The 15505-nt window shown below is 57.0% G+C and carries 15 protein-coding genes; 4 read left to right on the forward strand and 11 right to left on the reverse strand.

Annotated features, from left to right (window positions below; translation table 11 throughout):
* Window positions 1-22 precede the first annotated feature (22 nt).
* From QRN85_RS23915 to QRN85_RS23965, 11 genes are all read right to left on the reverse strand, one after another.
* On the reverse strand, window positions 23-892 hold the full coding sequence (locus QRN85_RS23915) for an ABC transporter permease (RefSeq protein ID WP_112963068.1): 870 nt from the start codon (window positions 890-892) through the stop codon (window positions 23-25).
* Entirely contained in the window at window positions 889-1836 is a 948-nt protein-coding gene (locus QRN85_RS23920) for an ABC transporter permease (RefSeq protein WP_062588611.1), read from the reverse strand. The genes QRN85_RS23915 and QRN85_RS23920 overlap by 4 nt, the downstream gene beginning before the upstream one ends.
* Before the next feature lie 82 nt (window positions 1837-1918).
* On the reverse strand, window positions 1919-3430 hold the full coding sequence (locus QRN85_RS23925) for an ABC transporter substrate-binding protein (RefSeq protein WP_062588609.1): 1512 nt from the start codon (window positions 3428-3430) through the stop codon (window positions 1919-1921).
* A gap of 76 nt (window positions 3431-3506) precedes the next feature.
* Window positions 3507-4244 (reverse strand): FadR/GntR family transcriptional regulator, encoded by a 738-nt coding sequence (locus QRN85_RS23930; RefSeq protein WP_113094105.1) that lies wholly within the window; start codon window positions 4242-4244, stop codon window positions 3507-3509.
* 109 nt (window positions 4245-4353) lie between these two features.
* On the reverse strand, window positions 4354-5082 hold the full coding sequence (locus QRN85_RS23935) for a copper homeostasis protein CutC (RefSeq protein ID WP_112963070.1): 729 nt from the start codon (window positions 5080-5082) through the stop codon (window positions 4354-4356).
* Window positions 5083-5120: 38 nt separating this feature from the next.
* Window positions 5121-6122, reverse strand: coding sequence for an ABC transporter ATP-binding protein (locus tag QRN85_RS23940; RefSeq protein WP_112963071.1), 1002 nt, complete (start codon window positions 6120-6122; stop codon window positions 5121-5123).
* 15 nt (window positions 6123-6137) lie between these two features.
* Window positions 6138-7196 (reverse strand): Gfo/Idh/MocA family protein, encoded by a 1059-nt coding sequence (locus QRN85_RS23945; protein ID WP_112963072.1) that lies wholly within the window; start codon window positions 7194-7196, stop codon window positions 6138-6140.
* On the reverse strand, window positions 7193-8032 hold the full coding sequence (locus QRN85_RS23950) for a carbohydrate ABC transporter permease (RefSeq protein ID WP_112963073.1): 840 nt from the start codon (window positions 8030-8032) through the stop codon (window positions 7193-7195). The genes QRN85_RS23945 and QRN85_RS23950 overlap by 4 nt, the downstream gene beginning before the upstream one ends.
* Before the next feature lie 12 nt (window positions 8033-8044).
* Window positions 8045-8992, reverse strand: coding sequence for a carbohydrate ABC transporter permease (locus QRN85_RS23955; protein WP_284760402.1), 948 nt, complete (start codon window positions 8990-8992; stop codon window positions 8045-8047).
* A 162-nt stretch (window positions 8993-9154) separates the two neighbouring features.
* Entirely contained in the window at window positions 9155-10414 is a 1260-nt protein-coding gene (locus tag QRN85_RS23960) for an ABC transporter substrate-binding protein (RefSeq protein ID WP_112963074.1), read from the reverse strand.
* A gap of 61 nt (window positions 10415-10475) precedes the next feature.
* Window positions 10476-11369 (reverse strand): N-acetylmuramic acid 6-phosphate etherase, encoded by an 894-nt coding sequence (locus tag QRN85_RS23965; RefSeq protein ID WP_112963075.1) that lies wholly within the window; start codon window positions 11367-11369, stop codon window positions 10476-10478.
* Window positions 11370-11576: 207 nt separating this feature from the next.
* On the opposite strand from QRN85_RS23965, the gene QRN85_RS23970 reads away from it, so the two are divergent.
* Genes QRN85_RS23970 through nagA form a run of 4 tightly spaced genes read left to right on the forward strand, consistent with a single transcriptional unit; the run spans window position 11577 to window position 15443 of the window.
* A complete protein-coding gene (locus QRN85_RS23970) occupies window positions 11577-12464 on the forward strand; it encodes a BadF/BadG/BcrA/BcrD ATPase family protein (RefSeq protein WP_112963139.1) in 888 nt (295 codons plus the stop codon).
* Entirely contained in the window at window positions 12461-13225 is a 765-nt protein-coding gene (locus QRN85_RS23975) for a GntR family transcriptional regulator (RefSeq protein ID WP_112963076.1), read from the forward strand. Before QRN85_RS23970 ends, QRN85_RS23975 begins: the two co-directional genes overlap by 4 nt.
* A 32-nt stretch (window positions 13226-13257) precedes the next feature.
* The gene (locus QRN85_RS23980; RefSeq protein ID WP_284760403.1) at window positions 13258-14280 is read left to right on the forward strand and encodes an SIS domain-containing protein; all 1023 of its coding nucleotides are present in this window, start codon (window positions 13258-13260) and stop codon (window positions 14278-14280) included.
* Window positions 14277-15443: an N-acetylglucosamine-6-phosphate deacetylase gene (gene nagA, locus QRN85_RS23985; RefSeq protein ID WP_502870833.1), complete on the forward strand. Its 1167-nt coding sequence runs from the start codon at window positions 14277-14279 to the stop codon at window positions 15441-15443. Before QRN85_RS23980 ends, nagA begins: the two co-directional genes overlap by 4 nt.
* Window positions 15444-15505 lie beyond the last annotated feature (62 nt).

A 15505-nucleotide genomic window follows, 5' to 3' on the forward strand; every position in this document is an offset into this window, starting at 1 on the left:
TGTTTCCTTCGGTGCGTAGATATCAATGTTCACGGGGGTCAAGCGCATCGCGCAAGCCGTCACCCAGCAGGTTGAAGCCAATGACCACGAGAAAGATTGCAGCGCCCGGCCACATGGCCATCCAGGGCGCTTGCGAGAGGTAGTTCTTGGCCACATTCAGCATCGAGCCCCAACTGGCCGCGGGTGCCTGCTGTCCAAGGCCTAGGAAAGAAAGGCTGGCTTCGGCGATGATGGCTGTGGCGACGGTGAGCGTTGCCTGCACGATGATTGGCGGCACGATGTTTGGCAGAATGTAACGCAGCATGATGTCATGGTGGCCAAGGCCAATCGAGCGTGCGCCCTCGATATAGTCCTCACTCTTGACGGCAAGGACCTGGGCCCGCGTCAACCTGATGAAGACGGGCATGGCGGAAAGACCGATGGCGATCATGGCGTTGCCAAGGCTCGGCCCCAGAAAGGCGGCGAGTGCAATCGCCATGATGAGAAATGGCATGGCAAGAAAGGCTTCGGTGATCCGCGAGATCACCTGATCGATCCAGCCGCCGAAATAGCCGGACACAAGTCCGAGCGGCACGCCAGCTGCAACGGCGATGGCCACGGAAATAACCCCTGCCATCAGCGAAGCCTGCGCGCCCCAGATCATGCGCGACAGAATATCCCTTCCAATATCGTCAGTACCCATCCAGTGCGCCATGGACGGTGCCTTTCGAATGGCGCTCCAGCTCGTGGCATAGGGGTCGGCAAGCGGCAGAAGCGGTGCAACAAGTGCCAGCAGCACGAAAAAGGATATGATGATCAACCCGGCAATGGCGCTCTTGTTGCGCTTCATTTTCTTCCAGGCGCGATTTTCCGATTTCCTGGTCACGTTGGCGACGTCGATGGCAACTGTCATATCGCAGTCCTCATGCGTGGATTGAGCAAGACCGTGACGACATCCGCCAAGAGGTTCATCAAGATGAAGCCGACTGCCGTGCAGAGCACGACGCCTTGAACCACCGCATAATCACGCGTGAAAACGGCGTCGACGATGAGCTTGCCAAAGCCCGGAATGGTAAAAATCTGTTCGGTCAGGACAGCACCTGCCAGCAGCTCGCCGAACAACAGCGCCGCAAGCGTGATGATCGGCAAAAGGGCGTTGCGGAACGAGTGACTGAAAATGACCTGCCAGTTCGACAATCCCTTGGCGCGGGCGGTGCGGATGTAGTCCGATTTCATCACCGACAGCATGGCGGAGCGTGTATGTCTCATCAACGTCGCCGCCAGCGCATTGCCCAGCACGAATGAGGGCATGATCATGGTCTGGATAGACCTGACGGGATCAACGAAGATCGATTCGTAACCTGACGCGGGCAACCATCCCAGTTGCACCGATATCAGCAGGATAAGCATGATCCCCAGCCAGAAATTCGGGATAGAAAGCCCGGAAAGGGCGACGATGTTGGAGAGGTAGTCGATCCATGTGTTCTGCTTGACAGCGGCAAGTATTCCTATGGGCACACCGATAATCAGCGCGAAGAACATCGACATCAGCGCGAGCTGGATGGTGACAGGAAGCTTTTGCGCAATCAGTTCGAGAACGGGCTGGTTCGTTCTAAGCGAAATTCCGAAATCACCCTGAAGCACGGAGCCAAGCCAGTAGAAATACTGGAAGACGAGAGGATCGTTCATTCGATATCGCTCTCTCAACAGTTCGATAACCGCCGGATCCCGCTCTTCTCCAGCCATGGCGAGTATGGGGTCGCCGGGGAGCAACTTCTGCAGGGAGAAGACAAAGATGGAAATGATGAGCAGTGTCGGAATGGCCACCAGAAGCCGCTTGCCGATATAGATATGCATGAAGGTGATCCTTTGGGCGAGGCCGGGTATCGATGACCCCGATACGCGGCAGCTCGCCGCGCACCGGGATAACAGTCGTCTCTTATGAGCCCTTCTTCACGCCGGTCAGACGGATCATCCCGTCGGACGAAGGCTGAAAACCGGTAACGGCCTTCGACGTCGCGTAAAGGTAAGCCTGATGCCCGAGATAAATCAGCGGCAGATCCTCATCGAGGATTTTGGTGGCTGCGTCATATTTTTCCTTGCGCACGGCATTGTCGGTGGAAGCGCGCGCCTCGTTCAACAGCTTGTCGACCTCTGGATTGCAGTATTTCGTGTCGTTGATGCCACCCTTGCAGGTTACGAACTGATGAATGTTTCCATCCGGATCGGAACGACCGGACCAATCAGACCGAGATAGGACGTAATTGCCCGCGGTCTGTTCGGAGAGCAGCGTCGCAAACTCCGTCGCCTTCAGCTTCACGTCAAAACCTGCCTCGGCAACCATGGCCTGAATGACCTGCATCATCTGGGTCTGAGTGGTGTTGTTGGCGTGCTGCAACTCGATTTCAAAGCGATCGAAGCCTGCTTCCTTCATCAATGCCTTGGCTTTTTCAACATCACGCGCAGGCACCGGAACAGACTTGTTGTACCAGGGGCTGGTGGATGGCCAGGGTTGATTTCCCGCCAGCGCCGTTCCTTCGAACACAACCTGGTTGATGGCCTCGCGATCAATGGCCAGCGAAAAAGCCTGCCGCAACCGCTTGTCCTTGCCAAACGGATTATCGGCGCGAGCACCGTTGCCAATATTCACATACATTGCCATGTAACCGGGGCCGACCACTTCGCCATAGGTCAGCTTCGGATCATCCTTGACGGAAGCGGCGTCAGACGCGGAAATCCGCTCTGCCAGATCGAGATCACCTGCGCGAAGGTTGGCAAGGCGCACCGTGGTATCCGGAATAGGCAGGAACGTGACCTTGTCGAGGAAGATATTGTCCTTGTTCCAGTAGTCCGGAAATTTCTCCAGAACGATGCGGTCCTGCTGAATGCGCTCGACAAACCGGAAAGGTCCGGCACACACCGGCTTGGAACCGAAATTCGCTCCGAGTTCCTTTGCAGCCTTTGGCGAAACCATCATGCCAGCTCGGTCGGAAAGCTGCGCCAGCAGACTCGCATCCGGGCTTTTCAGCGTGAATTTGATCTGATACGCGCCCGTCGCCTCTACCTTCGCCACAGATGCGAGCTCGCTCTTGCGGCGGGATTCGGGCATGGTCATGTTGCGTTCGATCGTATAGACGGCGGCCTCCGCGTTGAAAGGCGTGCCATCGTGGAAGACAACGCCTTCGCGCAGATCCATGGTCAACGTGTTGCCGTTGTCGCCCCAGGCCCATTTCGTCGCCAGTTGCGGAACGACCGACAGGTTGTTGTCTAGATCGACAAGCTTGTCGCACATGCTGGTGTAAACCAGCCGTCCAACAAAGGTTCTGGACTGAGCAGGATCCAGCACGTCGGCATCGTCCTGCAAACCGATACGAAGTTCCGCGGCCTGCAGCGACGTCGAAAGAAGTGCCGCCGCCAGCAAGCTGGCAGCAAATGTCATCTGTCGTTTCATCTTCTTGTTCCTCTGGTCGGTTATGGCAGCCGGTTTTCCGGTTCTACCTCTGCGCAGGAGAGCCCTACGCCGTCTTTCAAGCATCTCCCTTGGATGGATGGTCCAGATGGTCCATGGACGTCTGGCGAACGAGCCTCTCCTGGAGCGTCAGCAGGTGATTGCGCATGGCTTCACCCGCCTTGGCCGGATCACGCTCGGCGATTGCATCGATGATTTCGGCGTGCTGATCACGCGACTCCTGCAAGGTGTGATCGAGGCGGCGGGCGCGTTCCCGCACAGCCTGCCACGTCGGGTCCTGCCGTACGCGATTGACCACATCGAACAGCGAAAGGAACAGCTGGTTTCCGGCACTTTGCGCAATCAGCCGATGCAGCGAGCCATCCCAGAGTTCGCGCCAGTCGGCATCGGTGCGCTCGTAAATCTTGAGGCACGTCTCGCGCATTCTTGCAATGTCGGAGGGCTTGGCCCGCATTGCGGCAAGTTGCGCCAGCTGTGGCTCCAGCCGTAGCCTCACCTCCATGATTTCCATGAAATTGGTCCCGGAAACCAGGCTCGCGGCATGATCGCTCCAGCTATCCGGCTTTTGCCCCAGGAAGGTGCCCGCGCCCTGTTTGCGCCAGATCAACCCCTCGGCTTCCAATACTTCGAGAGCACGCCTGACTTCGCGACGACCAACGCCCAGGCGCTCGGAAAGCGTTCTTTCCGTCGGCAATTTCCCGTCTCGCCCAAACGCGCTGACGGTGATCAGTTCCCGCAGTCTCTCGAGTGCGTAGTTGGCATTTTCCGGACCAAGAATGCTGGATGTTTCGTTCATTGGTTCGTACCAATTTTACATTGGTTCAAATCAAGCCGTAAAAGCGCGACACGTCAAGCTCATTTTTTGATCGTGCGCCATTTTTATGCAGAACTGTCCGTAAGCTCCGCTAAGAAGCTGCCGTGAGCAGCTCTTTCATCGCCCTGACGAAAGCGACATCGGTCTGTTTCATCTGCCGAGCAGAAAAACCGAAAGCCAGGACGGCTGGATCGGTGACCTCTACACTGGAGGAACAGGACGAATGGATGTCTGCCACGTGCAACTCCTCAAGCACCGGGCCGAGCGTGTCGAGATTGATGCCAGAGCCCGGCATGAGGGATATACGACCCGCAGCGATTTCTATCGCGGCTTTCAAATCGGCGATCCCGTCAAGAGCCGTTACAGCGCGCCCGGAGGACAGTATCCGCTCAAAGCCGCAATCAATGGCGATTTCAATCGCCTCGGCCATGTCAGGCACAAGATCGAAGGCGCGATGCAAGGTGCGCGGCATGGACCATATGACCTCGGACAACTGCCGCAGAGCAATATGATCGAGACGCCCGTCTGGCAGATTTGCTCCAAAGACCACACCAGCGATGCCGCAGGAAGCGGCAAACCTGATATCGTCTTCCATCACGGCCAGTTCGTCCTTGGAATAGACGAAATTTCCGGCCCGGGGTCTGATCATCGCATAGCATGGCACCGGGGAGCGCCCGGCCAGACTCATCAAGCCGACGGACGGTGTCAGTCCGCCGACGGAAAGAGCACTGCACAACTCTATCCGATCCGCTCCACCCTCGACGGCGGCGTTCAGGCCCGCGACATCATCGACGCAGACTTCCAGCGAAATTTCAGCCATGATTGACCTGATGCGATAAGAGTGGCGCTAAAGACGGACTATCGAACCGCATTGCCGTTGGCGTCGAAACGATGTGTGGCGTCCCCGCTTGGCGAAGCGTAAACAACATCGTCCGGGTGATAGGCATGTTCACCAAACAGGCGCACGGTCAACAGGCCGATGGCATCACTCTCGAGGTAGACGATGGTATCGGCACCCAGATGTTCGACATGCACGACCTTTCCAGGCCAGGTGCCGCTTTCGCGTGACAGCAGAATATGTTCTGGACGAATGCCCAGTGTCTTGTAGCCGCTTTCACCGAACCGCTCGGCATCGATCAAATTCATCTGCGGGGACCCGATGAACCCGGCAACGAAAAGATTGGCTGGGCGGTTGTAAAGCTCCATGGGGGTGCCGACCTGCTCAATGCGCCCGGCGTTGAGAACGACAATCTTGTCTGCAAGAGTCATGGCCTCGACCTGATCATGCGTCACATAGATCATCGTTGCCTTTAGCCGCCGATGGAGACGCGCGATTTCGAGGCGGGTCTGCACGCGAAGAGCCGCGTCGAGATTGGAAAGGGGTTCATCGAAAAGGAAAAGCGTCGGCTCCCGCACGATGGCGCGGCCGATGGCCACGCGCTGGCGCTGCCCACCCGACAACTCCGCCGGACGTCGCTCCAGATAAGGGCCTAGCGACAGAAGGGAGGATGCATTGGCGACCCGCGTCTCTATCTCATCCTTCGGTGTGCCGGCCTGCTTGAGACCGAGACCCATATTATCCTTCACCGTCAAATGCGGGTAAAGCGCGTAGGACTGGAAGACCATGGCGATACCGCGCTTTGCGGGCGGCACGGCGGAGACTTCGCGACCATCGATGATGATCTCGCCGGAGCTGATGTCTTCAAGCCCCGCAATAGTTCGCAACAGCGTGGATTTACCGCAACCGGATGGCCCGACGAAGATCACGAACTCTCCCTCCTTGACGTCCAGATCAATCCCTTTCAGCACCTCCACGGTGCCAAAGGATTTTGCGACGGATTTGAGTGTCAGATTACCCAAGGATTTTCTCCAGATTCAAAGATCGACCATACGGCCGGTTCGCGCGCTTTCATCCGCCGCAAGGCAGATCCGCAGCGATTGGACAGCATCGCTCATATGCCGGTCGAGATCGATATCCTCGCGGATAGCCTTCAGGACATAGGCCTGCTCCCGGTCGCACAGTTCCTGGTGGCCGGGCTCGCCGTCCATTTGCAGCAACTGATCGGGCTCGGCAAAACGGCCATCCGGACCTGTCTCGGCCTTGTGGAGACAAATTGTCGACGTTTTCGTGTGGGTGTCGATGTCATCCGATTTGGCGTTCGGGTCCATGACGATGGAAACGGAGCCATTCGGCGACATGACATCCTTTACGAAAAAAGCAGTCTCGGAGATCATCGGGCCCCATCCGGCCTCGTACCAACCCACGGAGCCGTCCTCGAAAGTCACCTGCAGGTGGCCGTAATTGTACATGTCCGGCGCAATTTCATTTGACAGCCGCAGGCCCATGCCGCGCACCGAAACGGGTTTTGCGTCCGTAATCTGGCACATGACATCCACATAATGCACGCCGCAATCCACGATGGGAGGCGTTGTCTGCATCAAGGCCTTGTGTGTCTCCCAGGTCTTGCCGGATGATTGCTGGTTGAGGTTCATGCGGAAAACATAGGGCCCGCCGAGATCGCGAGCGAGTGAGATCAATTTTACCCAGGACGGGTGGTGACGCAGAATATATCCGACAACGAGTTTGCGACCATTGGCGCGTGCGCAGGCAACCACACGCTCGGCATCCGCAACGGTCGTCGCCAGCGGCTTCTCCACGAAGACGTGACAGCCCGCTTCCATCGCCGTGATGGCCAACTGGGCATGGCTGTCGGAATAGGTATTGATGGAGCAAAGATCCGGCTTCAGGTCCGCCAGCGCATTTTCAAAAGACGGCAGTATGTCGTGGCCCGCAAGCGCTGGAGGCAAGACCGGCTTGGAACGATTGACGAGCCCGACGATTTCGAAACCGGGATTGGCGGCATAGGCCAGCGCATGGCTCATGCCCATATTGCCGAGACCCGCAACCAGAACCTTGAGGGGTTTTTGGCTCATTTGACCGCTCCTGCCGTGATGCCGCGGATCAGTTGCCGCGAGAATATGGTGTAGAGAACAAGGACAGGTGCGATTGCCAACGACAAGGCTGCCAGGACCGCGTTCCAGTTGGTGACGAATTGACCGATGAATATTTGCGCGCCGAGCGTGATGGTCTTGGTCGCCTCACTGGGCGCGAGGATAAGAGGGAACCAGAGGTCGTTCCAGATCGGTATCATCGTAAAGACCGCAACCGTTGCCATGGAGGGGCGGATAAGCGGCAGGACAAGGCGGAAGAATATCTTGTATTCCGACAATCCATCGATGCGACCCGCATTCTTGAGGTCATCGGAAACCGTTCGCATGAATTCCGACAGGATAAAGATCGCAAGCGGCAGACCTTGAGCGGTGTAAACCAGGATCAGGGCAGTTCGCGTATTGACCAGACCCGTCGCCACCATGCCCTGCAGGATGCCGATCGTTCCAAGGCGGATCGGAATCATGATGCCGAGCGCCATATAGAGGCCAAGCCAGGTATTGCCCCTGAACCGATATTCCGACAGCGCAAATGCCGCCATCGCGCCGAAGAGCAGCACGAGCGCAATCGAAACCACCGTAACGATCAGCGAATTTTGCAGGTATTGCATAAAATCGCTCTGGCCAAGAACGGTGGTGTAACCGACGAGATCGAATGTCGAAGGTAACGGCACCTGCATGGGATTGCGGAAGATGGCATTACGCGACTTGAAGGAATTGATGATCGTCAGCACCACCGGAAAAAGCGCGATGGCCGTGTAGGAAAGAAGGACGGCGTGGGCCAGAACGGTGCGGACGAGTGAGGAGCGTGCTTTAGACATTTCCGACGCCCCTTAGAATTGATAGCGGCGCATACGGCGCTGAATGGCAAAAAGGTAGAAGCTCACTCCGGCAAGAATGATGAGAAACATCACGGTTGCAATTGTCGCACCCATGGAGCGATCACCCAACTGGAGCTGGAAGCCGAAGAAGGTGCGATAAAGCAGCGTTCCCAGGATGTCAGTCGATCCATCCGGCCCGGCCAGCGCGCCCTGCACGGTGTAGATCAGGTCGAACGCGTTAAAATTGCCGACGAATGTCAAAATCGAGATGATGCCAATGGCTGGCAGGATAAGCGGCAGCTTGATTTTCCAGAACTGGCTCCAGCCAGTGATGCCATCCATTTCGGCAGCTTCGATGACCTCATCGGGAATATTGAGCAGCGCTGCATAGATCAGCATCATGGGAATACCGACATATTGCCAGACAGATATCAGAGACACGGCAATGAGCGCCGAATTCGGCCTGCCAAGCCATGGCGCAAAGAGGAATTTCAAATGGACGAAATCCAGCAATGTCGGCGCTATTCCCCAAAGCGGCGACAGGATGAGCTTCCAGATAAAGCCAACAATCACGAAAGACAGAAGTGTAGGAAGGAGTATTGCCGTACGATAGAAGGCCGAAAAGCGCAGCTTGGGCAGTGAAAGAAGTGCGGCCAGCGCGACGCCGATCGGATTTTGCACGAGCATGTGGATGATGAAGAAATAGACGTTGTTGACCAGTGCGTTCCAGAAGCTCTCCGACCAGCGATCTTCAAAGAACAGTGTCCGAAAATTCTCAAGCCCGACAAAAAGTCTTTGCCCGTCGACCTCCTTGAAAAAGGAAAGCCAGAGCGTGCTGCCCAGAGGAATGATCATCACCGCCGTGTAAACGAGAAACGCCGGAAGCATGAACACAAGGATATGCCACCGGAATGGCCGCCGGCTTGTTCTTTCGTCGTTGAAACTATTCTCGGCGCTCATGGGATCAGTCCGAACTGTCAGATGGGAAGTCGAGCATGACATAGGCTAACCGGGCGCGGATACGGCCCAACGAAAACCATAGGTCAGATTTGACAAGCAAATAGGTTTGTGACGCGCTGGGTGCATGGCGAATATCCTCCGCCATGCACCGCTCCGTCAGACTTATTTTGCTGGCTTGTACCAGCTGTCGAGACCCTTTTGCAGCTTTTCAGCAGCCACGGCAGGCGTATCCGTTCCATTGATGACGTTGGCGGATTCAACCCAGGTTTCGTTTTCCAGGTTCGGCTTGCCGCGCGACAGGATCTGGTATGTCGAGCGGATCGTCGGCTTGCATTTTTCGCGCCAGGAGACGAATTCCTGGGCGAGAGGATCAGCCATTTTTACAGCCGTGGTATTGAGGCTGAAGAAGCCCGGCAGTGCGTTGGCGTAGAGATCGGCAAATTCCGCAGATGCGACCCACTCGAGGAACTTGGCAGCCTCGGCAGGATGCTTGGACTTGGCGTTTACACCCATTCCGATATCCGTGTGGTCGGAGATGTAGCAGGTATCGCCTTCCTTCTCGACGGGTGGCGGGAATGCGCCCATCTTGAACTGAGCCTGCGTGTTGAAGCCGGAGATTTCCCATGAGCCCGCAGGATAAATTGCCGCGCGACCAAGGGTGAACATGTTCTGGCTATCGGGATAGGTCTGCGCTTCGAAGCCGTCGCCCAGATAGTCCTTCCACTTCGCTAGAACCTCGTAGGGCTTGACCCAGGCAGCATCAGTCAGCTTCTGCTCGCCCTTGACCAGCGCCAGACGGCCTTCTTCGCCCTTCCAGTAGTTAGGGCCGATATTCTGATAGCCCATGGTTGCGGCTTCCCAAAGATCCTTGGTGCCCATCGCCATCGGGACATAGGTGCCGTCAGCCTTGATCTTGTCGAGGGCGGCGAAGAACTCCGCCTGCGTCTTCGGCACTTCGATCTTGAGTGTCTCGAAAGCGTCCTTGTTGTAGATGAAACCATGGATCACCGAGGCCATCGGCACGCAGAACGTCTGGGCACCATCATCCGTTGACCAGGCCGTTTTCGCAACGTTCGAGAAGTTTTCCATGCCAGGATTCTTGGTCAGGTCGCCAAGATAGCCCTTCTTGAACAACTCAAGCGATGCATCGAAAGGACGGCACGTGATGAGATCGCCCGCCGAACCGGATTCCAGCTTGGCATTCAATGCGGCATTGTATTCCGTCGGCGCCATTGGCTGAAACGCGAGCTTGATACCGGGGTTCTTTGCTTCAAATGCCGGTATGAGCTTGTCTTTCCAGATCGCCAGATCGTCATTGCGCCAGCTCTCGACCGTCAGCGTTACGTCCGCTGCCGAGGCTAGACCGGCATAGCCCAGCAAACTTGCTCCCAAGGCCAGGGCTTTTGTGAGATTACGGGTCATTCTTGTTCTCCCTCTTGGTGTAACGCCGCCACGGCGTTCATCAACTATGGTTGTTGCAGTCTTATCCGCCGATCAGCTCAAGCGCACGGCGAAGGTTCTGGCCGCTTGTCTCGAGCATTCTCTCGGCTGAATTCTTGTCTTTCGCGCCCGCCCCAAGGAGGATCGCGACCTTGACGGAGCCGGACGCCTTTTCCACCAAACGTCCTGCTTCGTCCATGCTCACACCGGCGACATCGGAAACAATGCGCGCTGCCCGCTCAAGCAGCTTTCGGTTATCCGCGCGCAGGTTGACCATATGGCCGTCATGTACATGCCCCAGGCGAATGGCCATGAGGGTCGAAAACATGTTGAGCGCGATTTTTTGCGCCGTGCCCGCGCCCATCCGGGTCGAGCCCGCAACGAATTCCGGTGGAGTATTGAGCAGAATGGCGACATCGCTTCTGTCGAAAAGCTTTGCGGCCGCATTGTTGGCAATGGCAATAACCTTTGCGCCCTTCTGACGAGCGAAGTCAGCGACGCCTAACGCGTAGGGTGTCGAGCCGCTCGCCGAGATAACAACGACACAATCTCCTGCCCCAACGACCGCCTCTGCATCTATCCGCGCCTGCTCGATATCATCCTCAGGCGCACCCGGCATTTCAGACAGATTGCTGATACCGCCAGCGAAAAGAATAGCGATCTGCTCGCGCTCTATCCCGTAGGTTCCAGGCAGCTCCAAAGCGTCAGCCATGGCCATCAGGCCAGAGCTGCCCGCTCCCGCATAGACGAGCCGACCACCGCGCGAAATCGCATCGGCCGCAAGCTGTGACGCTGAAGCAATGGCATCTCGGGCTGCGTCGACGGAGCGCGCAGCCTGTTGCTGTCCTGAACTCAAAAGCGACAGGACGTCGCCCGGCACCATGGTGTCGAGCCCCCTCGCCTTATCGTGCAAACCCTCAGTTCCGCCTGCGCTCATAAAAAACTCCCTGCGCTGGAATTTAATGCCAAAAAAATACCAATTGTCCAGCGTCTTTTAAGAAATGATTTATTTATTAGCCTCCTAAGAGTTAGTCAAAAGCATAACCTGATGATAAAAATGGAGAAAATGGATTTTACAAAAACTTTATTTTTTCGACTTGGAAATTGGTATTTTTTTGGTATCTTTCTCGCAGGAGACGATTTCATGCAGCGATATCTCGTGGGAGTCGACGGCGGCGGCACGAGTTGCCGGGCAGCAGTCGCAGACGCAACCGGCAGAATTCTTGGTCGTGGCAGAAGCGGCGCGTCCAACATCATGACCGCGCCAGACACGGCGATATCAAACATCGCCCAAGCCGCCAAAGCGGCGTTTGAAGATGCAGGTCTTGATCCGCGCTTGCTAAAAGATGCTGACGCCTATCTCGGACTTGCGGGAAACAATGTCGAGAACACCGTGGCATACGTTATGCCGCGCTTGCCATTCCACCAGTCCATCATCGAGTCTGACGGATTGATCGCGCTGCAGGGCGCTCTTGGTGACGGAGATGGCGCGGTTGCGATCTTGGGGACCGGAACGATTTATATTGCCCGGTCCGGCTCGCAAGTCAGCTCCATCGGCGGCTGGGGCTACCATCTCGGTGATCTGGGAAGTGGCGCGCGACTTGGCCAGATGGCTCTGCAGGAAAGCCTGCTGGCCCACGACGGAATTTCTGCCCGGACAGAACTTACGCAGGCATTGCTTGAAGAGTTTGAGTCCGATCCCCGCAAGATGGTCGCATTTTCTCAAAGCGCAAAACCGGGCGACTATGGTCGCTATGCCCCCCTTGTGTTTGAATTTGGTGCCCACCGCGACAAGGCCGCTTTGAGCATTCTGGAGCAATCCGCCCGCTTCATTGACCGCTCGCTTGACCGCATGTCCGAGTTGACACACGGCGGAAGACTTTGTCTTCTGGGCGGGTTGTCGACGCTCTACGCACAGTATCTGGCCCCACGCCATCAGCAACGTCTTGTCCAGCCTGCGCAGGATGCGCTGGCAGGCTCGATTGCGCTGGCAAAAGCCGCTTTCGCAGGTGTGGAAGGGGGAGTGGCATGACGGAAGCCTTGTCCGATTTCCTGTCCCCTGACGATCTGCAATCCAACGGAACGGGACCTCTTTACGTCAAGCTTCGGCAATCGCTGGAAAGTGCGATCCTTTCCGGCAAACTGGCCCATGGGCAGGCATTGCCTCCCGAGCGCGATCTGGCGGAATTTGCCAATGTCAGCCGCGTCACTGTCCGAAAAGCAGTAGACGATCTGGTCAAGGACGGCTTGCTTAGCCGCAAGCACGGTTCTGGCACTTTCGTCATGAAGCCGGTTTCCCGCCTGCAGCAACCGCTGTCTCGCCTGACATCCTTCAGCGAAGACATGGCCAGACGGGGATATGTTACCCGCTCGGAATGGCTTGCCAGAGGTCTTTTCCACCCGTCATCCAACGAGATGATGATGCTGGGTCTCAAGGTCGACATGATGGTCGCGCGTCTTGAGCGTCTTCGCATCGCCAATGAGTTGCCCCTTGCCATAGAGAGAGCAAGCCTGGCATCGGATATACTGCCCGATCCCGCAGCGGTGGGCACATCGCTCTATGCCGAATTGCACCGTAGCGGCAACCGGCCTGTGCGTGCGGTACAACGTATCTCGGCCTGCAACGTATCGCGTGAGGATGCAGCTTTGCTTGCGGTTCCCGAGGGGTCGGCAGGGCTCGCCATCGAACGCATATCCTATCTGGAATCTGGCCGCGTGGTTGAGTTGACGCGATCGCTCTATCGGGGCGACGCCTACGACTTCGTAGCTGAAATGACACTGACGGACGGCTGAGTGCCGCCGCCGATACAGGAAAAGAGAGTTCCATGCCCACGCATATGCGCCAGGAAATCGATGAAATACCCGATGCAGCCAGCCGTTTGCTGAGCAGTGCCAGCGATGACCTTCAGGCTGCCGGCAAGGCGTTGCGGGCGTTTGATCCCGCCTTTCTCATCACCATCGCGCGCGGTTCTTCGGATCATGCCGCCCACTTTCTCAAATACGCCATCGAGCAGCAGGCAGGCCGCGCCGTGGCCTCCATCGGCCCCTCGCTTGCCTCCATTTACGGCAAATCGCTGAAACTGGACAAAGCGGCCGCGATCTCGGTATCGCAATCGGGAAAAAGTCCTGACATCGTTGCTCTTGCCCAATCGGCTGCGGCGGCGGGTGCGCTGACGGTCTCGCTGACGAATACGCGGCCCTCGCCTTTGTCGGATGCCTGTGCACATGCCATCGATATCAATGCCGGGCCAGAGCTCGCGGTAGCGGCAACCAAATCCTTTTTCAACTCGGTATTGGCCGGACTTGCTGTTCTGGCCGAATGGACAGTCGATTCGGATCTGCAACGGTCCATCCGGCAACTGCCCGAAAAGCTACATCAGGCCATCACGCTGGATTGGAAAGATCTCGCAGCGGAGCTGGGAGACGCGGATTCGCTTTACATGCTTGGTCGCGGCCCCTCATTGGCAATCGCCAGCGAGGCTGCGCTGAAGTTCAAGGAAACCTCGGAAATGCACGCCGAGGCCTATTCCAGCGCCGAGGTGCTTCACGGTCCTGTGGCACTGGTAGATCGCCGCTTTCCGGTTGTCACTTTTGCGGCGCGTGATGCGGCGTTGATGTCTGTTCTGACGACAGCCGACAGTCTCGCAGAAAAGGGTGCCCTTGCCTTCGTGACCGCAGATGGAGCGAGCCACGCCCGTAGATTGCCATTTGTTGAAACCGGCCATCCGCTGACCGATTCGCTTGCCCTGATTGTGCCCTTTTACGGGTTCGTTGAGGCTTGGTCCCGATCGCGCGGGTTCAACCCCGATGCCCCGGTTGCCCTCAAGAAGGTCACGGAGACACGCTGATAATGGTTCAAGCCTTTACCAATTGCAGAATTTTCGACGGCCAGGACTGGATCGCAGAAAGCGCGCTTCTTGTTGAAGATGGCAAGGTCATCAGCATTGCTGCGCAGAGCGAGCTTTCTTCAGGCGTGAAAACCGTCGACACGGCTGGCGGGCTGATTGTTCCCGGCTTCATCGATCTGCAGGTGAATGGCGGCGGCGGCGTGATGTTGAACGATGACCGGTCTGTCGAGGGTATCCGGCAGATCTGCGCGGCCCATGCAAGCTTTGGCACAACCGCTCTCCTGCCAACCTTGATTACAGATACGCGTGAGGTTACGGCAGCGGCTATAGAGGCTGGCCTTAACGCGAAAGCCGCACGCATTCCGGGCTTTATAGGGCTGCATCTGGAAGGCCCACATCTTTCTGTCGCCCGCAAGGGCACTCATCACCCAGACCTGATAAGGGCTATGGAAAAGGAAGATCTCGAGCGTCTTTTGAAAATCGGGAAAAGCTTCGACGCCCTGATGATTACGGTCGCACCGGAAAACACGACGTTGGAGCAGGTCAAGGCACTGGCAGAGGGCGGCTTTATCGTCAGTCTTGGTCACACCAATGCTGCCTTTGAAACGGCAGAAGCCTATGTAGAAGCGGGAGCGCGTACCGTAACGCACCTTTTCAACGCGATGAGCCCGCTCGAAAACCGCTCACCCGGTCTCGTCGGCGCCGCTCTCGAACTGAGCACTGTTTCAGCCGGGATCATCGCTGATGGTTTTCATGTCCACCCCGCAGCGATGCGCACTGCGCTGAGGGCCAAACAGGGACCCGGACGGATCTTCATTGTTACAGACGCCATGTCCACAATTGGCACCAATCTTGAAGGCCTGACATTGAATGGGCGCCAGATCTACCGGAAGGACGGTCGCCTGACGCTCGCCGATGGCACGCTGGCGGGTGCTGACATCGATATGCTCTCGTCTGTTCTTTTCGTTCACCGGAAACTCGGCCTCGAAATCGAGGAAGCCATTCGTATGGCAAGCCTTTACCCAGCCGAGGCTGCCGGACTGGCCGGTCGCAAAGGCCAGCTGAAGCAGGGATATGACGCTGACTTCCTGATCCTGACGAACGACTACCAGCTGAAAAGCACCTGGATCGGCGGCACGCAGGTTTTTTCGGCTGACTGCTGACTACAGAAACGGGGTTGGGATGCAACAGATGCGACCCAACCCCGCCACTCGATTTTCACTTC

It is taken from the genome of Agrobacterium sp. fls2-241-TYG-188a, from assembly GCF_030209845.1.